The sequence below is a fragment of the Cupriavidus sp. genome, from assembly GCF_057315035.1.
Genome location: NZ_DBHKYV010000011.1, coordinates 131939 through 154899 on the forward strand (window position 1 = coordinate 131939; position 22961 = coordinate 154899).

Consider the following 22961-nt stretch of genomic DNA (forward strand, 5'->3'; position numbering starts at 1 on the left):
CTCTGGCATGGGCTTGGCGGGTGCGGAACTGGTAATCGTGTGGGAGATGGTATCGCGCGGCACTGTATCACGGAGCCTGCCGGGGCACGGCCCGGGCAGGATTTGTACCGCTCTGTATCCGGCCCGGGCGCCGATACATCGGTACACGCAAGCTTGCATGCGGTGATACGGAAGGGATACGCCGCTGTCGTCCAATACGTCCCATGACGCCTCGGCGTATCTTCCTGAAGGATCCACATGTTGAATCGAACACTGATCTCTTTCGCCGTGGCCGCAATGGGCCTGGTGGCCACCACGGCGGCAACTGCCGCGGACACGCAAGCGCCGTCGGTGGTAATCGTGCACGGCGCGTTTGCGGATGGCTCGGACTGGGCCAAGGTCATTCCCTTGCTGCAGGCCAGGGGTGTGAAAGTGCAGGCGGTGCAGAACGGGCTGAACTCACTGGGTGACGACGTGGCCGCCACGCGCCGCGCCATCAACAACCAGCCAGGCAAGGTGGTGCTGGTGGGGCATTCGTGGGGCGGTACGGTCATCACCGAAGCTGGCGCGAATGACAAGGTCTCCGCGCTGGTCTATGTGGCGGCGTTCGCGACTGATGCTGGCAAGTCGACCGAAGAGACCGGCAAGGAATTTCCGCCGGCACCGGGCATCGGGAAGCTGGTTGCCGATGCCGAAGGTTACCTGTCGTTGCCGGCGGCGGCGGTGGCGAGTGATTTTGCACAGGACCTGCCTGCGGCGCAGACGCGCGTCATGGCCGCGACCCAGGGACCGATCCAGGCCAAGGCATTTGGCGAGAAGACCACCGTGGCGGCATGGGCCAGCCGTCCGTCGTGGTTTATCGTCAGCGCGAACGACCGGATGATTCCACCGGACCTGGAACGGGCCATGGCAAAGAAAATCGGCGCCAAGGTCACCACGCTGCCGACCAGTCACGTGCCACAGCAATCGCGGCCCGCCGATGTGGCGAAGGTCATCCTCGATGCCGTGCACACGGTGCAGGCTGGTCACTGACCATGCAAAAAGGGCTGCCAGGAAAGCAGCCCTTTGTATCGTTGCCAGGCCTGGCGCTCAGAAATCGAACTGGGCGGACAGGAACAGCGTGCGTGGCGCCGCAACGGTTGCGTAGGTGCCGCTCACGAGCCAGTAGTTCGAGTTGAAAAGGTTCTCGATATTGGCGCGCAAGACCACCGGCTTGCCCATTACCTTGGTGCGATAGCGGGCGCCAATGTCATAGCGGGTCCAGCTCGGCATGCTCAGCGTGTTCGCGGCATTGAAATACACCGATGAGGTATGGATGATGCGGCCGTTCAGGCTCAGGCCCGCCAACCCGGGCACATCCCAGTCCGCGCCCAGGTTGAAAGCATTGTTGGGCACGCCGTTGGCCCGGTTGCCGTCGTTGACGCCACCAGCGGTATTGGTCAGCTTGGCATCGTAGAAGGTGGCGCTGGCCATCAGGCGCAGGCCGCGCACCACTTCACCGTATGCCGACAGTTCGATGCCGCGGTTGCGTTGTTCGCCGTCGAAGCTGTAGACATTGGTGGCCGGATCGGTGATGGCGCTCGGACGCTCAAGCTGGAACGCCGATACCGTGGTCGAGATCGTGCCCCAGTCAACCTTGACGCCAGCTTCATACTGGTTGGACTTGTATGGCGCGAAGACCTGGCCCGCGTTGGCGGCGGTGGTCGGCGCCACGCCGCCACGCGACAGGCCCGATGTGAAATTGCCGTACAGCGAGACGTTCTTGATGGGCTTGACCACGATGCCGGCCAACGGCGAAATCGCGCTTTCGTCGTAGCTTGCCATCATGGCGCCGGTGGTGGTGCTGAAGTTGTCCAGCGCCACCCGTTGATGACGGAAGCCGCCGGTCAGCAGCAGGCGGTCGCTGAACATGGACAGCGTATCGGTCAGCGTAAAGCTTGTCAGCGCCGTATCGGAGGCCTTGGCCGGATCGATGCGGGTGCCAATCACCGGTGGGATCGGTACAGGATTGTAGATGCTCGATGAAACCGCGCCGGCGGACGACAGTACATAAGCGCTGCCAGTTTCCTGCTCCAGTCGCGCAAAGCTGGCCGTGACCATATGGCCCACGCCGAACGTGCTGAATGACGTGCGCGCACCGACGTCGGCGGTCCAGGTCTTGCTGTACGAGTCGTAATACGAGTTCGTGACGCTGAAGTTGCCTTGTGCGTCGGCTGGTCCGTAAGGGAAGCTCTGGTAGGCCGACCCTTCCCGATAACCGCCAGCCGCATAGACCGTGAGGTTCGGCAGGATGTCGTATTCGAGACGCGACATCACGGCGGTGTCATGCAGCCAGAGCTCTGTGCCGGGGTAGAAGTTGCGATGCCCTGAAGGTGCATCGGGGATCGATGTCACGCCAGCCTGGAAGCCGATCTGCGGACGGAAGTTGTCGGTGCCTTCATGCTGCGTGTAGGTGTCCAGCGACCAGCGCAGCTTCTTGCCGCGGTAGTCCAGTGCCAGCGCGCCCACGCCCTGTTTCTGGCTGCCGTCGTCCAGCGCGGTGTCGCCGCCGCGGAACACGCCGTTGACGCGCACGCCCCATTCCTTGTTTTCGCCAAAGCGACGGCCAACGTCGGCCTGCACGCCGAACAGCGACTTGCTCTCGTAGGTGGTGGTCAGGCGGGTCAGCGGTTCGTCTTCGGCACGCTTGGTGACCACGTTGATGGCACCGCCAATGCTGCCGCTGGGGCCGATGCCATACATCAGCGTACCCGGACCCTTGAGCACCTCCACGCGTTCCATGATCGCGGCTGGCATACGGCTGGACGACGTCATGCCGTACAGGCCATTGAGACCCACGTCGCTGCTCGACACCGTGTAGCCGCGGATCTGGAAGTCCTCGCCAAAGCCGCCGCGCGACGTTAGCGTGCGCACCGACGCGTCATTGATCACCACGTCGGCCAGTGTCCTGGCCTGGGTGTTCTCGAGCATTTCGGCCGTGTAGTTGGTGGTGCTGAACGGCTGGTCCATGACATTGGACGTGCCCAGCACGCCCAGGCTGCCGCCGCGCGCCACCTGGCCGCCCGCATAGGGTGCGGGCAGGTCATTGGCCGCCGCCGCTGTCACGGTCACGGCAGGCAGCATGGTTGCGCCATCCGCCGAGCCGGAACTGAGCGGGCCGTTGATCAGGTAGCTGCCATTCGACTGCTGTGCCACTTCCAGCCCGGTACTGGCCAGCAGCGTGTCGAGCCCGGCGCGCGGCGTGTAGTTGCCGTGCAGGCCCTTGCTCTGCTTGCCAGTCGCAATTTCGGGCTTGAACGACAGCATGATGCCGGCCTCGCGGCCGAAGCGGCTCAATGTGTCTTCCAGCGTGCCAGCGGGAATATCGTAGGTGCGCGCCGTCGCTATCTGGGCGTGGGCAAGCGCGGGTGCCGCCAGCGCGGGAGCGGCGATCGCAGCGCCAAAAGCGATGCGGCTGATCAACGATGTCAGCAGCTTGTGGCGAAGAACAGGATATGACTGGCGATTGCGCGCCTGGACCGGACCCATGAAACAGACCTTTCGAATGGAGGAGAGATGAAGTGCTTGTCCTCCTTGACCCGCGAACTGCAAAAACGGATCAACCTTCGAAATATTTTCTTGAACAGGGGCAGGGGATCAGGGCCGGCGGGCGGGCAGTAGCCGGATTTCATCATGGCCCCAGAGCCGGGTGACGGTCTCCCTTTGCAGGTTCAGCGTGGAGCTCAGCGTCTGCAGGACCTTGCCCAGGTCGTCCAGCGGAAATGAACCCGATACCCGGGTGCCGGCAATCGCCGGGTCGTACGACAGGGTAGCGCGGCTGTAGCGGCGTAGCTCCCCGATAAAGTCGTCGAGCCGCATGCTGCGCGCCACGATAAAGCCTTCCGCCCAGGCGATGCGGCTGGCTTCGGCTGGCCCCGGGATGTCGCTGTCGCGTGCGGTGTAGCGTGTGCAGGTCCCGGCCGGCAACACGCGCGCGCGATCGGGATGCTCGCGCGGCCGGATCTCAACGGCGCCCTGATAGACGCAGACCTCGGTATCACCATCCTGCTGGCGCATCGAATATCTCGTGCCCAGCGCCCGTGCCGTGCCATGTGCGGTCTCGACCAGGAACGGGCGCGGCGCCGGTTGCGGATCCTTCGCGGTCGTCAGGAGGATTTCGCCGGCCAGCAGTTTCACGCGTCTTTCGGCGGTACCGAACGCGATATCGACGGCGCTGTCGGTGTTCAGCATCAGTTGGGTGCCGTCGGCAAGCATCACGGTGCGCCGCTCACCAACGGCTGTGCGGTAATCCGCCTGCCATTGGCGCCATGGCGTGTATTCGCGCGCTGCCCAGGTCAGCCCGCTGGCAAAGGCCAGTGTTGCAATGGTCTTGATGGCGTGACGGCGCGGTCTGGAATCGTGCGATGTGAGTGCGGCGCGTGCGATATCGGCGGCAACGGGAGAGGCCAGCGGTAGCAGGCGACCTTGTACTGACTCAATCCGTTGCCACGCGCGCTCATGATCGGGATGCTCGGCGCGCCAGCGCTGCCATGCCTGCGTGAGTTCAGCGGGCACCTCGTCGGCTTGCAGGTCCACCAGCCATTCGAGCGCGCGCTCCGCAACGGCCGTGGGAATGGTCGCGGCATCGGCCGTGGCGCGGTACCAGGAAGAAGTTGGCACGCCAGCGCTCATCCCACGAAAGACAGATCGGCAAAGTAGCACTGCCGCAGGCCCTTGACGACGTATCGCTTGACCGTCGGGACCGAGATCCCCAGTGCTTCGGCCACTTGCGCATGCGTGTGGCCGTCAAGCTGTGAGAGCAGGAACGCGCGCCGTACAAGCGCGGGCAGGCCATCGAGCAACTGATCGAGTTCGAGCAGTGTCTCGAGCATGATCGCGCGGTCTTCCGGCGATAGTTCGACCTCGCGTGGCGCATGGGCGAGCGCATCGAGGTACGCCTTTTCGAGTTGCTCGCGACGCCAATGGTTTGACATCAGGTTTCTGGCAACCGTGGTCAGGTAGGCGCGCGGTTCATCGAGGCGGGCCGGGACACGTTCGCTATGGAGCAGCCGCACGAACGTGTCGTGCGCAAGATCCGCGGCCTGCTCGGCGCTGCCTAGCCGCCGGTGCAGCCAGCCCTTGAGCCACGAATGGTGATCGCAGTAGAGCGACTCGATGGTCGATGGAAAAAGGGAGCCTGGCGTACTCATGGTCTAGCCCGTCATCGGTTGACTACAAGCTGTCCCGTGAGCGGTTCCCGGCTAGCCATGCAGTAATCTGATGCGTCGCATCTAAATGATAATCATTATTAGTAACAGAAACTGAAGGTGACTGTCAAACAACCCGGCCTCTGTACCTCGGAAAGTACGTTGTGCTGGCAACACAGACATTAACGACAAAGTAGGTTATGGCTACATGTGCCTTATACGACTCTCTGTGGGTTGTGTTCTCGATGGCGGCGGCTTTTGGTCATTATCTCCTCGATATTTTAATTCTGACAAAATTGTAATGTTAAAAATCATAGAGAAAACCCTAAAGTCGGCTTTGTGACGCAAAACTTTCTCCTATAAATAGTCCCACGTGTTGCGAACTGGTGTCACGCTCCACGCCTCCGCCCGCCTGTGCTAGCCTGCGGGCTTTTTTTTGCCCGTTTATTAATCATTGATTCTGGTGTTTTGTTAATCGTATTTCTTTTATCCGCACTGGTAATCAGTCACTCCCGGGTCATGGTGAAAACCCTGCCACCGCTTTATCTTGACTAAGCTGGTATATCACATACCTTGTATCCATTCGCATCTGCGATTACGCGAAGATTACAGCGAACATTACAAATCTGTAATTCATTCTATGGCATTCAATGTGGCGGAGGTTTCAGATGAACAGCGCATGACCGGTTCCAATCCATTGTCTGGAATGTCTTTCTGGACAAGGATTTAAGCGCGCATTCGGTACCAACTCCCTGTGAGCAATGGCGGTCCCGCGCATGGATTTTCTTCCCCAAATCCACGAAGTAAAACCAATAACAACGAAGACACAGGAGACACGCAAATGCTCATGACCTTATTCCGGGCCGGATGCGGGGCGCCGGTTTTCCGAATCCTATCCGCCAAAAATGCAGATCATTCGTTTCCAGGGAGCGCGCAATGACACATGCACCTACCGGGGCGCTGCGCCCTAATCCGCAGGTTTCCGACAGCAAGCGCTGGATCCAGTTGCTGGTTGGCGTGGTCTGTATGATCGCCACCGCGAATATCCAATATGCGTGGACCCTTTTTGTGCCGGAAATCGAGGAGACCTACGGCTGGTCGCGGGCCAATATCCAGATCGCATTTACGATTTTCGTGCTGGTGCAGACCTGGCTGGCTCCCATCGAGGGTTACTTCATCGACAAATTCGGTCCGCGGCTGATGGTGGCGTTCGGCGCACTGTTTATCGGCTTTGCCTGGGTAATCAATTCACAGGCCACCACGCTGATGGGTTTCTACGTTGGCGCGGCCGTGGGCGGGCTGGGTGTGGGTTCGATCTACGCTACCTGCATCAACAACGCGATCAAGTGGTTCCCGGATCGGCGTGGCCTTGCGGTTGGCCTGACGGCGGGCGGCTACGGTGCCGGTTCGGCGGCCACGATCCTGCCTATCGCGGCCATGATCGAGTCGTCGGGCTTCCAGAGCACGTTCCTGTTCTTCGGCATCCTGCAGGGCTCGCTGGCCTTTATCGCGGCGTGGTTCCTGCGCGCGCCGCAACGTAGTGAGGTTCGGGCATCTAGCAAGATCTACCAGTCGACGCGTGACTACACGCTCAAGGAAGCCCTGAGCACGAAGCTGTTCTGGCTGATGCTGGTCATGTTCGTGCTGGTGGTCACTGGTGGCATGATGGCGGTGGCGCAGCTTGGCGTGATCGCCAAGGACCTCGGCGTCAAGGAGTTCAAGGTCGACCTGTACTTCTTCACCATGGCTGCCTTGCCGCTGGCCCTGATGCTCGACCGCGTCATGAACGGTATCTCGCGTCCGCTGTTCGGCTGGATCTCGGACCACATCGGCCGAGAGAAAACCATGGTGATCGCCTTTTCGCTGGAAGGGATCGGCATCATCGCGCTGGGTTACTTCGGCAGTAATCCGTACGCGTTCCTGATCCTGTCAGGTGTGGTGTTCCTGGCCTGGGGCGAGGTCTATTCACTGTTCTCGGCGCTATCCGGCGATGCATTCGGGACCAAGCACATCGGCAAGATCTACGGCGTGCTCTACACGGCCAAGGGGATTGGCGCGCTGTTCGTGCCAATCGGCAACCTGATGATGGAGGCCACCGGCACGTGGTCCACCGTGCTCTACACCGTGGCGACCATGGACCTGATTGCCGCATTCCTGGCGTTCACGGTACTACGGCCGGTGTTCGCCAGCCATGTGGCGGCATCGAAGCGGGAGCTTGCCAGGGAGCAGGGAGGGGCGGGGACGCAGGTGCCGGCCTGACGCGGCATCGGGGAAGCGCGGACGGTCGCCCAATGAGGTACCGTCCGCCATGCGCGCTATCAAGCCGGTTCGCGCACCTGCTCGGGCATATGGTCCAGCTTGACCGCTTCGGCCTGACGGTTACCAGTCAGGCGCTGGTAGCGACCCAGCGCCCACAACGGAAAATACGCCGTGTAGCCGTGATACTTCAAATGGAAGATGCGCGGAAAGCCCGGCGCGTTGTGGAACGGATGCGTCCAGAAACCGTCCGCGCCCTGCGCCTCGATCAGGTAGCCAATGCCACGCCGCACCGATGCCGAGCCGGCTTCGCCAAGTGCCATTTGTCCCAGTAGTGCCCAGGCGGTGTGCTCGCCGGTACTGCCCGCGACGTGCGTGCCGGCCAGTTCCGGCCGCAGGTAGCTGTCATTGGTTTCGCCCCAGCCACCATCGGCATGTTGCTTGCCGCGCAGCCAGCCGATGGCCTTGCGCACCATTGGCTGGCCGCGGTCGACGCCGGCCAGCGCGAGCCCGGCCAGCACGCTCCATGTGCCATAGATATAGTTGGTGCCCCAGCGGCCCCACCAACTGCCATCGCGTTGTTGCGTGTCGCGCAGATAGGTAATGCAACGCTCGCGAATCGTGGCGTCCTGCGCGCGATTGGTGACGCCCAGCGCCAGCAGCACACGGCCCGAGACATCTTCGGTCGGTGGGTCGAGCAGGGCGCCGTGATCGGCGAATGGAATCGCATTGAGATAGCTACGGTCGCAGTTGGCATCGAACGCACCGAAGCCGCCATTCTTCGATTGCAGGCCGATCGACCAGTCGAGCGCGCGATCGACGTGCGGCTTGAAGCGTGCGGCTTCGTTATTGCGTTTGCCACGCGCGTGCAACATGGCCGCCACCACGGCGGTATCGTCGATATCGGGGTAGTACGGATTGGCGTACTGGAACGCCCAGCCGCCAGGCTTGGTGCGCGGTGCCGCGTTGTGTTCCCAGTCGCCGGACTGGTCCAGCACCTGGCGTTCGGCCAGCCAGTCATAGGCACGCGCGATGGCGTCTGCCGAACGTTCGCCGGCCGGTGCCTGTTCCAGCGCCATCAGGCTCCAGGCGGTATCCCATACCGGCGACAGGCAAGGCTGGCAATACGAGATACCGTCGTCGCGATGCACGACCAGTTTCTTCAGCGCATCCATGCAGTCGCGGCGCAGCGGATGGTCCTTGGCATAGCCAAGCAGCACCATCATCTCGTAGCTGTAGACCATCGGCGGGAAGATGCCGCCGAAGCCGTCCTCGCCGTTCATCCGTTCCTCGCTCCACTTCACCGCGCGCTCGATGGCCTTGCGGCGCAGCGCCCGCGGAATCAGCGGCTCCGCATGGCGAACCACGCGATCGAGTTTCAGGAACAGGCCCTGCAAGCCGGGCTTGCGCGGGAAATATCCGGTTTCGAGTTCCGGTGGCGTAACGAACAGTTCCTGCACATGGATGCCGAGCGGATTCCTGGCGCGCGCGCGCATCGAACACAGCACCAGTAGCGGCACCATGGTCGTGCGGGCCCAATAGGCAACCTTGTCCATATGGATCGGAAACCAACGCGGGAACAGCACGAATTCCACGGGCATGAACGGCGTGGCACGCCAGGGTACTTCGCCGAACGTGGCCAGCAGGATGCGCGTAAACACATTGGTTTTCGCGGCGCCGCCGTGTTGCAGGATGACTTCGCGGGCCCTCACCATATGCGGTGCATCGGGCGAGTCGCCGGCAGCCTTCAGCGCAAAGTACGCCTTGACGCTGCATGAGATATCGACGTCGCCGTCGAAGTACAGGTCCCATGCGCCGTGCCCGTCGAGCCGCTGCAGCGCACGTAGATAGCGGGCCATGCGGGCTTGCAACGCGGTGTCGATCTCGTCGACGAAATGCATCATCAGGATGTATTCGGCCGTGATCGTGGCGTCGGATTCGAGTTCGAAACACCAGTGGCCGTCGGGGTGCTGCAGATCCAGCAGCGCGTCGCGTCCGCGGGTCAGGGCGGCATCGAGATCCGATGCCGTAAAGTCTTGTGAGGTCATGCGTCTTGTACTGGGCGACGGTGGGTCATCTCTTCGAGCTGATGTACCAGTGCCGTGCGTTGTGCGGGGTCAATCGTGCGATGGCCAAGCAGGTCGGCCAGCCACAGGCCGTCGGCGGCCAGCCGGCATAGCAACAGGCGCGTGGCGTCGTCGCACTGCGCCGTGTCCTGATGGAGCGATGCCGCTTCCCATTCCTGGTAAGGCGTACGGAATTCCGGGCGGGCCATCACCAGCATCATCGCGGCCTTCCATAGCTCGCGTTCGCCGACTTCGACAAAGCCATCGGCCGACGTGCGCAGATACGCACGCGTATTGCGGCCATGCGCTTCGCTGTCGGCCGCAGCCAATGTGGCCACCTGGCTCATGAAATGCTGGAGCACCTGGTTTGACAGTGCTTCGAGCAGTTCCTGCTTGCTTGAGAAATGGTGCTGCAGTCCGCCCTTGGAAACCCCGGCGCGCGCCGCCACGGCATTGAGCGTGACGGCACCGATGCCTTCTTCGACCAGCAGGTCGATGGTGGCCGCGATCAGGCGATCGCGAATCAGTTGCGGTTGTTTGGGGCGGCGGTGGGCTTCACTCATGGCGCAGGAAGATACCATCCGGACGGATTGTTTGCAATGTTACGTCTCGGACGCTTCCGATGCTTCGCAATTGTCTACATATGTCTACATGAGGGTAAGAGCCTCAAGGCCAGCCAGCGCAAACCGTTAGTGCGCGCAGCTTCGACCCATCTGTACACACCATGCTCAGCAAACTTTCGATTCGTTTTCGCCTCAATGCAGCCTTGACCGTGCTGGCCGTACTGCTGACCGCAATCGGCGTCATCGGCGTAGCAGGAATGCGCGCGTCCATAGCCGACATCAAGGAGATCTACACCAACCAGCTCGCGTCCACCCGCATGGTGGCGGCGTCGCAGCTCAACGCCGCCGTGGTGCGCACCACGCTGGACCGTGCGGTGTTCCATCCCGATGCCGCCGACGTGCCGACCACGATCGACAAGGCGCTGGCCTATCGAGAAAAATCCGAGAAGGCATGGAACGCCTACCAGGCGCTGCCGAAATCCGCCGAGGAGAAACAGCTGACCGAGAAGGTCGAAGCGCTGCGCGGCAAATTCTTCAAGGAAGGCGTCGAGCCGTTGGTGACGGCATTGCGCGCCCATGACGCCGCCGTCATCGACCAGCAGGTGATGACGCGCATTCCGCCGCTGTTCGTGGAGCTGACCGCGGCGGTGACGGCGCTCGAACATATGCAAAGCGACCAGGCGCAGGGCCTGTACGACAACGCCACGGCGCGCTCGCAACGTTTTCTCTGGCTGGTGATTGGCGCCATTGCGGTTGGCATCATCGGCGCGCTGGCCTGCGCGGTGGGTCTGCGCCGGGCCATTTCCGAACCCTTGCTGCGCATGCTGGACAGTTTCGGCAAGATTTCGCAAGGCGACCTGACCGAGCGCATCCGCGTGTCGAGCCAGGACGAGATGGGGGACCTCACGCAAGGGCTGCAACAGATGCAGTCCGGCCTGATCGATGCCATCCAGACCATGCGCGGTGGCAGTGACGCAATTGCCACGGCCACGCGCCAGATTGCGGCGGGCAACCTTGACCTGTCGCAGCGTACCGAGCAGCAGGCCAGCGCGCTGGAGCAAACCGCGGCCAGCATGGAGCAACTGACGGCAATCGTGCGCCAGAATGCCGAGAATGCACACCAGGCCAATCAACTGGCCAGCGCGGCATCGCAAACCGCATCGCGCGGTGGCGACGATATGCGCGACGTGATTTCGACCATGGGCGGCATCCAGCAGGCCTCGCGCAAGATCGGGGAAATCACTGCGGTGATCGAAGGCATTGCGTTCCAGACCAATATCCTGGCGCTCAACGCCGCAGTGGAAGCGGCGCGCGCCGGCGAGCAGGGGCGTGGCTTTGCGGTGGTGGCGGGCGAGGTCCGTGAACTGGCGCAGCGGTCCGCAGCGGCGGCCAAGGAAATCGTGCAGCTGATCAACGACACCGTGAGTCAGGTGGAGGCCGGCACCCAGCAGGTCGACAAGGCGGGCACGACCATGCAGGACCTCGTGCAGGCCGTAGGCCGCGTAACGTCGATCATGGGCGAGATCAGCACCGCATCGCGCGAGCAGAGCGCTGGCATCGACCAGGTCGGCAAGGCGGTTACGCAGATGGACCAGATGACGCAGCAGAATGCGGCGCTGGTGGAAGAGGCCGCTGCCGCCGCCAAGGCGCTGGAGGAACAGGCCGATCTGCTGCGCGCGTCGGTCTCGTCGTTTCAGGTGCCGATGGCCGTATAACCGGCGGCTAGCGGCCGGTCGTCGTGCTACAGCGGGGCGAAGCGAACGCGTTCATCCTCGAGCCGGCCGTGGAACATCTCGGCCGGCCGAGCCCATGGCGAGGTGTCATGCGGCCAGATATGAACGTAGACGGTCAGGATCTCGCCGCTCTCGCTGTGCTTCGATTCAAAAATCCGCCGATACAAGCCGCCCTTGTAGTGGCGATGCGTGGCCAGTTGCAGTGCTTCCGCCTCGCTGGCCACCTTGTAGCGTGGATTCTGGCCTTCGCCAAATTCACTGACCAGCGCGAATGCGTTGGCGATGGCGGTAATGTCCGAGTCTTGCATGTTGGATTCCGGCTTCAGTCGACGATAAACAGTTTTGCGCCCGATACGGTGCGCGACTGGTGCGCTTCGGCATCGTCGCCTACCTGGTAGCTCATGCCGGGCCGCAGCACGAACGTCCTGCCGTCTTCCAGCGTGGTCTCCAGTTCGCCTTCGAGGCAGAACAGCACGTGGCCCTTCTTGCACCAGTGGTCGGCCAGATAGCCCGCCGAGTACTCCACCATCCGCACCCTGATGCGGCGCTCGCCTTCACCAAAGAATTGCGTATGCCAGTAGGCCACGCCGGTTTCGCCCTGGTGCTCGGTGCGCTCGACCTGCGCCCAGTCGGTCGTGCCAAAGGCGAATGCGTCCATTCTCATGCTGCGGCCCCGTATATGGAAATAAGCCCGGCATTCTACATCCGGGCGTTCCAAACGTACCGAACGTACCGAACGCACCGAATGTATCAGGCCATGCTCAGCCACTTGATCCATCCCGCGATGGTCACGATCGAAACAATCGTGGACAGCACCACCGCCGACGAGACCGCGGCTTCGCCCGAACGGTAGCGCAACGCCAGCAGATACGAGTTGATGCCGACTGGCATGGCCGCGAACAGCGTGGCTACGCCGGCGTATGCGGCCGGCATGTCGAACACGTGGAACGCAATCAGCCATACGAACAGCGGATGCAACAGCAGCTTCCCCACGGTGATGGCTGCCGCGGCACCCAGTCCGTCGCGCAGCTTGTACTGGTGCATCGATACGCCCAGCGAGAACAGCGCGCAGGTGGAAGCGGTATCGCCAAATGCCTTGACCAGCGTCGCCGTCACGCCGCCGAGCGTAACGTGCGATATCCGCAGCACGCCGCCCAGGAACAGCGCCAGGATGATCGGATTGCGCAGCAGCCGTTTGCCAACTTCCAGCAACCGGGTGCCGATGGAACCGCCATCGCCACGCTCGATCAACACGGTCGCCGCCGTCATCATGATTGGCAGGTGCACGGCCAGCAGCAGGAACAGCGGCACCTTGCCGGCGTCGCCATAGACCGCCAGGATGATCGGTACGCCAAAGAACACCGTATTCGACTGGCTGGCGGCAAAACCGCCAATCACGGCGGTGCGGCCATCGCTGCGCGCCCGGCGCTGCATCAGCATGCTCAGCAGTCCCCACACCAGCGCACAGCCACCAAAGTAGGCGATCCAGTAGCCAACGTGGATTGCCGTACCGTCATTGGGCTGCGCCAGCGTTTGGATGATCAGCGCGGGCACGGCTACCGCAAACACATACTCGGACAGTCCTTCGCCAACGCGTTGAGACAGGATGCCTGTCGCGGCGAGTCCCCAGCCAGCCAGGACGATGGCGAACATGGGCAGGATCAGCAGGGCAAGGTCCATCGGAGGGGGCGTCGAATGCGGTTGGTTGCGGAACAGAGCCGCAATGGTGCCACGGTCGTCCGACCACCGCAAAAAATGGCTTTGCATGCAACAAGCAAATCTCCAATACGGACGTGGCGTGCCCCACTGCAATCCTTTGTGCAATTCCTAAGGCACGATCCCCACCTGCCGTCTACCAGCGCGCATACTTACGCCCTGATCCCCGCCCCTCGGAGAATAACGATGACAAAGCCCGATCCCACATCCGCCACGCAAGCCGACGCAACCCAACCAACCGAGCCGCCCGAACCCCAGGCGGTATGCAGCCCCATCACCCGCAGCGCGATTTTTATCGTTGCCACGATCAAGCCTGGCGATGGCAATGCCGACACCGTGCGCGCGTGGTGTGCGGACATCGCCGGGCTGGTTCGCTCGGTCGGGCAACGGTTTCCGTCGGCGACGCTGTCGTGCGTGTGCGGCTTTGGTGCCGAAGCCTGGGACAGGTTGTTCGGCGCGCCGCGGCCGGCTTCACTGCATGTGTTCCGCGAGTTTGGGTCGGGTGCGCGTACTGCGGTGTCCACGCCCGGGGATCTGCTATTGCATATCCGCGCGGAACAGATGGATCTGTGTTTCGAACTGGCGGCGCAACTGATGGGCCGGCTTGGCGATGCGGTGTCGGTGTTGGATGAAGTACATGGCTTCCGCTACTTCGACCTGCGCAGCATGGTGGGCTTTGTCGACGGTACCGAGAACCCGACTGGCCGCAAGGCGGTTCATGCAACGATCGTTGGTGCCGAGGATGCCGAGTTCGAAGGGGGCAGCTATGTGCTGGTGCAGAAGTACCTGCACGATCTGGCGGCCTGGAATGAACTGCCAGTGGAGACGCAGGAGAAGATTATCGGGCGCAAGAAGCTGTCCGATATCGAGCTCGATGACGAGGTCAAGCCAACCTCCGCCCATAGCGCGCTGACGACGATTGTCAAGGACGGGCAGGAGGTCAAGATCTTGCGCCACAACATGCCGTTCGGGCGTCCGGGCATGGGCGAATTCGGCACCTTTTTCATCGGCTACGCGCGCTCGCCAGAACCGATCGAGCAGATGCTGGAAAACATGTTTGTCGGGCGGCCGCCGGGTAACTACGACAGGTTGCTGGACTACAGCACGGCGGTAACCGGTTGCCTGTTCTTCGTGCCCCCGGCCGACATGCTGGAGACGCTGGCCGAACGCCATCCGTAATTCGTTCAAGGCAGGAGCCTTAGAACTCGGTCAACGTTGCCGTCTACGAAGGGCAGTCGCACGAAATCACGCCCTTGACGCTCATAGCGTTCGCCTATGGGTGGCATTGGAAGAATTGCGTCGTGTGCCGGTTGCGCTCGCCTATATTGGACGCGACGATGCGCGCATTGAGGCATTACAAGCCAGGCAGCAGACCGGCGGTGCGCATTGACGAGATGGCGAAGGTTGACGCCATGCAGCATGAGTGTTGGGTATGTCCCCTCAAAGGAGAGCACGCATGTCAAACGAAGCAAAATGCCCGTTCGTGCACGTCGCGGGCGGTGGCACAACGAATCGTGACTGGTGGCCCAAGCAGCTACGGCTGGACCTGCTCAGTCAGCACTCCAGCAAGAGCAATCCGCTGGACCAGGAATTCAACTATGCGGAGGCCTTCAAACGCCTCGATTATGCGGGATTGAAAAAGGATCTTGCCGCGTTGATGACCGATTCGCAGGAATGGTGGCCGGCTGACTTTGGCCACTATGGCGGGTTGTTCATCCGCATGGCCTGGCATAGCGCCGGTACCTATCGGATTGGCGACGGGCGCGGAGGTGGTGGGCGCGGCCAGCAGCGCTTTGCACCGCTCAACAGTTGGCCCGACAACGTCAGCCTGGACAAGGCGCGCCGCCTGCTGTGGCCGATCAAGCAGAAGTACGGGCAGAGCATCTCGTGGGGCGACCTGATGATCCTGACCGGCAACGTCGCCCTGGAAACCATGGGCTTCAAGACGTTCGGATTCGGGGGCGGGCGCGAGGATACATGGGAACCGGACCACGATGTCTACTGGGGTAATGAAAAAACCTGGCTGGGCGGGGATGTCCGCTATGGCAAGGGCGCTGCCGGCCAGTACGACGATGAAGGCACTATCGTGGCCGACCAGGAGATCCACGGCTCCGAAGCCAGCCGCACCGATGGCGGCCGGAACCTGGAAAATCCGCTTGCCGCAGTGCAGATGGGCCTGATCTATGTGAATCCGGAAGGTCCTGACGGCAACCCTGATCCGTTGGCCTCGGCGCAGGACATTCGCGACACCTTCGGACGCATGGCGATGGACGACGAAGAGACCGTCGCACTGATCGCCGGCGGGCACACGTTTGGCAAGACCCACGGCGCCGGCCCGGCCGACAATGTGGGAGCCGAACCCGAGGGCGCCGATATGGAGCTTCAGGGCCTGGGCTGGAGCAGCAAGTTTGGTTCGGGCAAGGGCGCGGACGCCATTACCAGCGGGCTGGAAGTCACCTGGACCTCCACGCCGACGAAGTGGGGCATGGGATACTTCGAAAACCTGTTTGGTTTTGAGTACGAACTGACCAAGAGCCCGGCAGGCGCCAACCAGTGGGTGGCCAAGGGCGCTGGTGAAACCATCCCGCATGCGTTCGACCCGTCGAAGAAGCAACGGCCGACCATGCTGACCACCGACCTGACGCTGAAGATGGACCCCGCGTTCGAGAAAATCTCGCGGCGCTTCCTGCAGAATCCCGACCAGTTTGCCGATGCGTTTGCGCGTGCATGGTTCAAGCTTACGCACCGCGACATGGGTCCGCGTGCCCGCTATCTGGGCCCGGAAGTCCCGGCCGAGGAACTGATCTGGCAAGATCCGATTCCGGCTGTCGATCATCCGCTGGTGGGTGATCAGGACATTGCAGGGCTCAAGCAGAAGGTGCTGGCCTCGGGCCTGTCTGGGCCGGATCTGGTGTTCACGGCCTGGGCGTCGGCTTCTACGTTCCGCGGATCCGACAAGCGAGGTGGCGCCAATGGCGCGCGCATTCGCCTGGCGCCGCAGAAGGACTGGGCCGCCAATGAGCCGGACCGGCTGGGCAAGGTGCTGAAGACGCTGGAAGGCATCCAGGCCGAGTTCAACGGCGGGCAGTCTGGCGGCAAGAAGATCTCGCTGGCCGATCTGATCGTGCTTGGCGGTAATGCTGCGGTCGAACAGGCCGCCGAGAAGGCAGGGCATCGCGTCACCGTGCCATTCTCGCCGGGCCGCATGGACGCGTCGCAGGCACAGACCGATGTGGAATCGGTGGGCGCACTCGAACCGGTTGCCGATGCATTCCGTAACTTCCTCAAGGGGAAGTACCGGATCGCGTCCGAGCATCTGCTGATCGACAAGGCACAACTGCTGACGTTGAGCGTGCCTGAAATGACGGTGTTGATCGGTGGCTTGCGAGTGCTCGATGTCCATGCCGGATCGGAGAAACACGGCGTGTTCACCGATCGGCCCGGAACGTTGAGCAACGACTTCTTTACCAATCTGCTCGATATGGCAACGGAGTGGAAGCCGCTATCGGAGGCACGCGATACGTTCGAGGGCGTTGATCGCAAGAGCGGCAAGCGCAAGTGGACCGGCACCCGCGTGGACCTGATCTTCGGCTCGCATGCCCAACTGCGAGCGATGAGCGAGGTCTATGCCAGCGCCGATGCTGGCGAGAAGTTCGTCAATGACTTCGTTGCCGCATGGACCAAGGTAATGAACCTTGACCGGTTCGATCTGAAGTAGAAGCCTGCTCCCCTCTCCCGCCATGCGGGAGAGGGGAGAACACCAACACCAACGTTACAACGCCTCTCCCTCGGCAATGACACCGGCCGACACCAGTGCCGATTCCAGCCACGAGGGCCTGAGTGCGGTGCCGGACTGGATATTGCTGATTCGCGCGCGTTCCGCTGCAACTTTCTCGGCTGCCTGGTCCAGTACGGCGGCAACCTTGTCGCGTTCAATGACTACCACGCCATCGGCATCACCAACGATCAGGTCGCCCGGTTGCACGGCTACGCCACCGCATTGGATCGGATGATTGACGCGTCCCGGTACCAGCTTGGTCGGGCCGTTCGGATTGGTGCCCACGGAATACATCGGAAAGCCGAGTTCACGGATTTCGTCGAGATCCCGGGCGGCAGCGTCCAGCACGGCCGCGGCAACGCCGATGGCCTTGCACTGGTTGGCCATGATCGCCCCCATCAGCGCGCAGGACTGGTCCGCCTTGCCATCGACCACGATAACGTCGCCGGGCTGCGCGATCGCCATCGCCGCGTGGATCATCAGGTTGTCGCCGGGGCGAACCTCGACGGTAATTGCCGGGCCACAGAAACGGCTGCGAGGGTCCATTGCGGCAATGCGCCCATGCATGCCGCCTCGGCGGCCGCCAACGTCGGCCAGGATCGACGATGGAAACTGTGCCGCCCGCTCAACCAGTTCGGAAGGTACGCGCTCGATGGCGTGATGAATGGCGCGCTGGCCATGCTTGTCTGTCATGCTCGTCGCCCTTAGTTCATGGTCACGTTGGCGGCCTTGATGACCTCCGACCATTTGCGCTTGTCGGTCACCAGGAATTCGCGGAATTTCTCGGGCGTGCTGCCGACCACTTCCATGCCGTCCTGCTTCAGGCGCTGAGCGATCTCAGGCTGGCGCAGCACCTGCTGCACTTCTTTCTGCAGGCGCGCGATGATCGGGGCTGGGGTTCCCTTGGCCGCGCAAAGCCCGGTCCATGCGACCGGATCGAAGGCGGTAACGCCCGCTTCGGCAAAGGTCGGCACGTCCGGAAGTCCGTCCAGCCGGCGCGTGGCGGCAACGCCGAGTACGCGCAGCTTGCCGGACTTGGCGTACTGCATCGAACTGATTGGCTGGTCGAAGATCAGGGACACCTGGCCGCCGAGCAGGTCGGCCATGGCCTGTCCGGTGCCCTTGTAAGGGACGTGCACGATGTCGATCCCGGTGCGCAGCTTGAGCATCTCGCCGGCCAGGTGACCTGCCGTGCCATTGCCGGACGAGGCATAGTTGAGCTTGCCCGGATTGGCCTTGGCGTAGGCAATCAGTTCCTTGACGTCGTGGATCGGCAGCGACGCATTGACCAAGGCTACGTAAGGGGTGTTGGCGATCAGCGAGACCGGGATGATGTCCGTCTGCGGGTCATAGCTCATCTTCTGCAGATACGGCTGGATGGACAGCATGCCAGTGGTGCAGATCATCAAGGTATGACCATCGGCCGGAGCCTTCAGCATGGTATCGGCGGCAATATTGCCGCCGGCGCCGGGCCGGTTGTCGATCAGCACTTGCTTGCCCAGTGTCTCGGCCAGCTTGGGAGCAATCAGCCGGGCCACGATGTCATTGGAGCCGCCCGGTGAAAAGCCCACCAGGATCCGGACGGGCCGGTTCGGATAGGTATCCTGGGCGACGGCGGCTTGACCTGTGGCCAGGAACAGTCCTGCGGCCAGAAGCACGGGAATGCGCGAGGAAAACGAACGCTTTGGCAGTCTACGCATGATATTGGGGGAGCGTGGTAGTGGCGAAAGAGGAGGCGTGCGCTGGTGGGCTGCGGGGATCTTTGGTGATCTCTCGGATGTAAGTGCGGCTTATCTGCTCAGTGCATCGGCTGCGGCCGCGATGCGGCGGGCGCCTTCGGCCAGCACTTCCATGCTGGTGGCGAAGGACAGCCGGAAATGGGTGTCGACACCATAGGCGGAACCGGGGAGCAGGGCGATGTTGGCCGACTCCAGGGCCCAGCTGGTCCAGTCATCGCTGTTGCGGATCTCGCGCCCATCGGGCGTACGCGCGCCAAAGAGCCCGCTGCACGAGGCAAACAGGTAGAACGCACCGGGTGGCGGGCTGCAGTCGATGCCGTGGATCCGGTTCAGCGCATTGACCATGAAGTCGCGGCGCTCGCGGTAGATCTGGCGGTTCTGGGCAATGAAGTCCTGCGGCCCTTCGAGGGCCGCCAGGGCCGCCGCCTGTGCCACGGCATTGGCACCCGATGTGCTCTGCGATTGAAGCTTTACCATGGCCTTGATCAGCGCGGCCGGACCACCCGCGTAGCCAATCCGCCAGCCTGTCATGGCATAGGCCTTCGATACGCCATTGATCGTCAGGGTCCGGTCGGCAAGCTGCGGAGCGGCCTGGGCGATCGAGCAGAATTCGGTGCCGTCATACATCAGATGTTCATAGATGTCGTCGGTCATGATCCAGACATGCGGGTGGCGCTCCAGCACATCGGCAAGTGCCACCAGTTCATCGCGGGAGTACGCGGCGCCGCTGGGGTTGTTGGGCGAGTTCAGGACAAGCCAGCGTGTGCGCGGCGTGATGGCGCGCTCCAGGTCCTCGGGGCTCAGCTTGAATCCGTTATCCGGCGTGCAAGCCACCATCACCGGCGTGGCGCCTGCCAGCAACGTGATGTCCGGATACGAAACCCAGTACGGGGCCGGGACGATGACCTCGTCGCCGGCCTGCACCGTGCAGAGCATCGCGTTGAAGATCACCTGCTTGGCACCGGTGCTGACGATGATCTCGCCAGGCTTGTACTGCAACTGGTTCTCGCGGGCAAACTTGCGGGCCACTGCCTCGCGCAATTCGGGCGTGCCGCCAACGTCGGTGTACCCGATCTTGCCCGCGTTCATGGCTTGCCATGCGGCCTCGCGGATGTGCATGGGCGTGGCAAAGTCCGGTTCTCCCGCCGTCAAGCCGATGACATCGCGCCCGGCAGCGCGAAGCTCCCTCACGCGCTGTCCCGCCATGGAGCTGGGGGACGGTTTGATACGGTTGAGGCGGTTGGATAGCGTCAGCATGATTCCCTGTGGCTGGTGAAGCGATGTGCCAAGTATCGAGCCGTAAATCGCATGCCACAAACGAGTAATCGGCGGGCACATCCATTCCTTTTTTTCGTATCATGCTGCGGGGTGGTGCGAGTTTTGCTCCACCGTCCAATGGCTGGTACTCGTGGGACAAACTGGTGAACATAACTTTCAAGCAGCTGGAAGCCTTCTATTTCAGCGTATCGCACGCATCATTCACGCTTGCGGCGGCAAAGTTGTGTACGACGCAGTCGGCGGTATCGAAGCGCGTGATCGAACTGGAGCAGGCGCTTGGCGTGCAATTGGTGCATCGCATGCCAAAGGGGCTGATTCCAACCCAGGCTGGTGCACGATTACTGCCGATCGCCGAGGAGGCCATGGGTCTCAAGCAGCGTATCGCCAGCGAAATAGGCTTGAATGACGAGGTCAAGGGCACCTTCCGCATCGGCGTTACCGAGCTTGTCGCGCTGACGTGGCTGACAAAGCTGCTGCGTGAACTCAAGTCACACCATCCGGCATTACAGATCGAACCCGTGGTGGATGCGGGCATGAACCTGTTCAGTGCGCTGGAGGCCAATACCATCGACCTCGCAGTCCTGCCTGGCACCTACTGGGGTGCCGAGTACAAGTGCGTGGAAGTGGGCCGGGTCGACGATTTCTGGATGGCAAGCCCCAAGCTCGAGTTGCCGGACCGTCCGCTGAAACCGGAAGAACTGGCCGACTATCCGGTGCTCGAACAGTCGGCAGGCTCGGCAAAGAATGCCTTTTATGACGCGTGGCGCCATGAACATGGCTTTCGGTTCAAGAAGGTATTCGCGACCAACAGCCTGACCGTGCTGCGCGAACTGACCATCGAGGGCCTTGGCATCAGCCAATTGGCCGTTGACTACTTCACGCCGGACATCGATGCCGGCTTGCTGCGGATCGTGCGTACCGACCCCATGCCGCCCGCCCTGGTGTATTCCGCGGTGTACCGGCAGGCCAGCTTCTCCAGGGCGCTCGACGTTATTGCCGAAACGTCCGGCCGGGTGTGCAGTTTCGTGCGCGGCAGGTACGACCTGCGTGGCCAGTATTGACGCGTGCGGCACCCACCGTAGACTCCCGATGCTCTATCCGTAGCAACCCCTAGTTGACTCAATTTTTCATGGGCATAAAATCTGTTTCACAAACATGAAAACAGCGCGCCGCCGAATCGAGCGGACGCCGAATGTTGGAGACAGCCCACCCATGACAGCATCCTCTGCCGCCGCCAAGGCGGCGTCTGCCTATTTCGTGCGCACTGAAGACGTGGCCGGATATCACCCGGCCAACCACGTTGGCACACTGAACCGCCGCATCATTGGTCGCGAGAACGTTGGCGCCACACAGCTCGAAGTCATCCACGGCACCATCGAGCGCGGCAAGGGCGCGCTCCCGCATGCGCATCCCGGGATCGAACAGGTTTGCTATGTGCTGGAAGGCCGGGCGCGGGCCGAAGTCAATGGCCATGCGCAGGAGCTCGGCCCGGGCGACTGCTGCTTTTTTCCGGCCGATGCCATGCATGTCTTCACGGTCATCAGCGATGAGCCCGTCAAGCTGCTCGTGATCTATGCCCCGCCGTATGAGGAATCGCCGGATCGCGTGATCCGCCCGGCCTGAGCAGTGCTTCCGGCCGCGCGGCCGTCCATATAAAAGCAGAGGAGACCACCATGCCGAATTTTCGTGTGCGGCGCACGCTTGCCGTCGCCATTCTGGCGTTGCCTGCCGCGGCGCTGCCGTTCGGCGCGCTGGCGGCCGACAATTACCCGAGCCGGCCGATCCGCCTGGTCGTGCCGTTCGCGGCGGGTAGCGGTACCGATGCCGTGGCGCGCATCACAGCCAAGGAACTTGGCGATGCGCTGGGCCAGAACGTGGTGGTCGACAATCGTCCCGGTGCCAACGGCGCCATCGCCGCCGAACTCGTGGCGCAGGCCGCGCCCGACGGCTACACGTTGTTCATGACCACGAACACCACGCATTCGGCCAATCCGTCGCTGATGAAGAAGTTGCCCTATGACCCGATCAAGGATTTCACGCCGGTCGCGCGCATGGGCAACCTGCCGTTCATGCTGGTCATCAATCCGAAGCTGCCGGTGAAGAGCGTGGGCGAGCTGATTGCCTACGCCAAGGCCCATCCGGGGATGTCTTATGCCAGCGGCAACAGTACAGGCATCGTGTCGGGTGCCACGCTGGGCCGCATGGCGAATATCGATCTGCTGCACGTGCCGTATAAGAGCACGCCCCCGGCCATGACCGATGTCATCGCGGGGCAGGTGCCGATGATGTTTGTCGACGTGGCCGCCGGCATCGCCAATGTCAAGGCCGGCAAGATGCGCGCACTGGCCGTGACCACCGCGCAGCGTAGCCGCCTGTTGCCAGACCTGCCGCCGCTTGCCGATACGCCCGAGCTCAAGGGATTCGACATCACGTCATGGAACGGCGTGTTCGCGCCCGCCAGAACGCCCCAGCCGATTGTGGAGCGCCTGAATCGCGAGTTGTCGAAGATCGCCGCCAGCAAGGACGTGGCACCAAAATTCGAGGCGCTTGGCTTCGAGGCATTCGGCCAGACGCCGCAACAGTTTGCGGGCTTTGTCGGTACCGAACTGGTCAAGTGGAACAGGCTCGTCAAGGATGCCGGGATTCAGCCGGAATAAGGACTGTTCA

Annotated in this window: 19 protein-coding genes; 8 read left to right on the top strand and 11 right to left on the bottom strand. The window is 62.3% G+C overall.

Annotated features, from left to right (window positions below; genetic code table 11):
- Positions 1-237: 237 nt before the first annotated feature.
- Positions 238-1011: an alpha/beta fold hydrolase gene (locus ACO550_RS16275; RefSeq protein ID WP_485994904.1), complete on the top strand. Its 774-nt coding sequence runs from the start codon at positions 238-240 to the stop codon at positions 1009-1011.
- Positions 1012-1068: 57 nt separating this feature from the next.
- On the opposite strand, the gene ACO550_RS16280 is transcribed toward ACO550_RS16275, so the two are convergent.
- The 3 genes from ACO550_RS16280 to ACO550_RS16290 form a co-directional block, all read right to left on the bottom strand.
- Positions 1069-3507: a TonB-dependent siderophore receptor gene (locus tag ACO550_RS16280; protein ID WP_315592862.1), complete on the bottom strand. Its 2439-nt coding sequence runs from the start codon at positions 3505-3507 to the stop codon at positions 1069-1071.
- 108 nt (positions 3508-3615) lie between these two features.
- Positions 3616-4638 carry a FecR domain-containing protein gene (locus ACO550_RS16285; protein ID WP_315592863.1) on the bottom strand — a complete coding sequence of 341 codons (1023 nt, stop codon included), beginning with the start codon at positions 4636-4638 and terminating at the stop codon, positions 3616-3618.
- 8 nt (positions 4639-4646) lie between these two features.
- Positions 4647-5168: a sigma-70 family RNA polymerase sigma factor gene (locus tag ACO550_RS16290; RefSeq protein ID WP_315592864.1), complete on the bottom strand. Its 522-nt coding sequence runs from the start codon at positions 5166-5168 to the stop codon at positions 4647-4649.
- A gap of 933 nt (positions 5169-6101) precedes the next feature.
- Between ACO550_RS16290 and oxlT the strand changes: the two genes are divergently transcribed.
- Positions 6102-7424 carry an oxalate/formate MFS antiporter gene (gene oxlT / locus ACO550_RS16295; RefSeq protein WP_315592865.1) on the top strand — a complete coding sequence of 441 codons (1323 nt, stop codon included), beginning with the start codon at positions 6102-6104 and terminating at the stop codon, positions 7422-7424.
- A gap of 59 nt (positions 7425-7483) precedes the next feature.
- Here oxlT and shc read toward each other — a convergent pair whose 3' ends face one another.
- Positions 7484-9469, bottom strand: a complete 1986-nt coding sequence (shc, locus tag ACO550_RS16300; protein WP_315592866.1) for a squalene--hopene cyclase — start codon at positions 9467-9469, stop codon at positions 7484-7486.
- The gene (locus ACO550_RS16305; protein WP_315592867.1) at positions 9466-10050 is read right to left on the bottom strand and encodes a TetR family transcriptional regulator; all 585 of its coding nucleotides are present in this window, start codon (positions 10048-10050) and stop codon (positions 9466-9468) included. The genes shc and ACO550_RS16305 overlap by 4 nt, the downstream gene beginning before the upstream one ends.
- 161 nt (positions 10051-10211) lie before the next feature.
- On the opposite strand from ACO550_RS16305, the gene ACO550_RS16310 reads away from it, so the two are divergent.
- On the top strand, positions 10212-11765 hold the full coding sequence (locus ACO550_RS16310) for a methyl-accepting chemotaxis protein (protein WP_315592868.1): 1554 nt from the start codon (positions 10212-10214) through the stop codon (positions 11763-11765).
- Positions 11766-11791: 26 nt separating this feature from the next.
- On the opposite strand, the gene ACO550_RS16315 is transcribed toward ACO550_RS16310, so the two are convergent.
- The 3 genes from ACO550_RS16315 to ACO550_RS16325 all read right to left on the bottom strand — a co-directional run bounded on the left by ACO550_RS16315 (position 11792) and on the right by ACO550_RS16325 (position 13550).
- Positions 11792-12007: a DUF1653 domain-containing protein gene (locus tag ACO550_RS16315; RefSeq protein WP_315592900.1), complete on the bottom strand. Its 216-nt coding sequence runs from the start codon at positions 12005-12007 to the stop codon at positions 11792-11794.
- A gap of 98 nt (positions 12008-12105) precedes the next feature.
- Complete coding sequence (locus tag ACO550_RS16320; RefSeq protein ID WP_315592869.1) at positions 12106-12447, bottom strand: DHCW motif cupin fold protein; 342 nt, start codon at positions 12445-12447, stop codon at positions 12106-12108.
- An 86-nt stretch (positions 12448-12533) separates the two neighbouring features.
- A complete protein-coding gene (locus tag ACO550_RS16325) occupies positions 12534-13550 on the bottom strand; it encodes an AEC family transporter (protein ID WP_315592870.1) in 1017 nt (338 codons plus the stop codon).
- Positions 13551-13685: 135 nt separating this feature from the next.
- Here ACO550_RS16325 and ACO550_RS16330 point away from each other — a divergent pair, with 135 nt between their 5' ends.
- Positions 13686-14678, top strand: coding sequence for a Dyp-type peroxidase (locus ACO550_RS16330; RefSeq protein WP_315592871.1), 993 nt, complete (start codon positions 13686-13688; stop codon positions 14676-14678).
- Between the two features lie 277 nt (positions 14679-14955).
- A complete protein-coding gene (gene katG / locus ACO550_RS16335; RefSeq protein ID WP_315592872.1) occupies positions 14956-17217 on the top strand; it encodes a catalase/peroxidase HPI in 2262 nt (753 codons plus the stop codon).
- A gap of 54 nt (positions 17218-17271) precedes the next feature.
- Here katG and ACO550_RS16340 read toward each other — a convergent pair whose 3' ends face one another.
- The 3 genes from ACO550_RS16340 to ACO550_RS16350 all read right to left on the bottom strand — a co-directional run bounded on the left by ACO550_RS16340 (position 17272) and on the right by ACO550_RS16350 (position 20273).
- On the bottom strand, positions 17272-17970 hold the full coding sequence (locus ACO550_RS16340; RefSeq protein ID WP_315592873.1) for an RraA family protein: 699 nt from the start codon (positions 17968-17970) through the stop codon (positions 17272-17274).
- 11 nt (positions 17971-17981) lie between these two features.
- On the bottom strand, positions 17982-18977 hold the full coding sequence (locus tag ACO550_RS16345) for a tripartite tricarboxylate transporter substrate-binding protein (protein WP_315592874.1): 996 nt from the start codon (positions 18975-18977) through the stop codon (positions 17982-17984).
- A 90-nt stretch (positions 18978-19067) separates the two neighbouring features.
- Positions 19068-20273 carry an aminotransferase class I/II-fold pyridoxal phosphate-dependent enzyme gene (locus tag ACO550_RS16350; RefSeq protein ID WP_315592875.1) on the bottom strand — a complete coding sequence of 402 codons (1206 nt, stop codon included), beginning with the start codon at positions 20271-20273 and terminating at the stop codon, positions 19068-19070.
- Between the two features lie 164 nt (positions 20274-20437).
- Between ACO550_RS16350 and ACO550_RS16355 the strand changes: the two genes are divergently transcribed.
- From ACO550_RS16355 to ACO550_RS16365, 3 genes are all read left to right on the top strand, one after another.
- Positions 20438-21355, top strand: a complete 918-nt coding sequence (locus tag ACO550_RS16355) for a LysR substrate-binding domain-containing protein (protein WP_315592876.1) — start codon at positions 20438-20440, stop codon at positions 21353-21355.
- Between the two features lie 151 nt (positions 21356-21506).
- A complete protein-coding gene (locus ACO550_RS16360) occupies positions 21507-21917 on the top strand; it encodes a cupin domain-containing protein (RefSeq protein WP_315592877.1) in 411 nt (136 codons plus the stop codon).
- Between the two features lie 50 nt (positions 21918-21967).
- A complete protein-coding gene (locus ACO550_RS16365; protein ID WP_315592878.1) occupies positions 21968-22951 on the top strand; it encodes a tripartite tricarboxylate transporter substrate-binding protein in 984 nt (327 codons plus the stop codon).
- Positions 22952-22961: the final 10 nt, after the last annotated feature.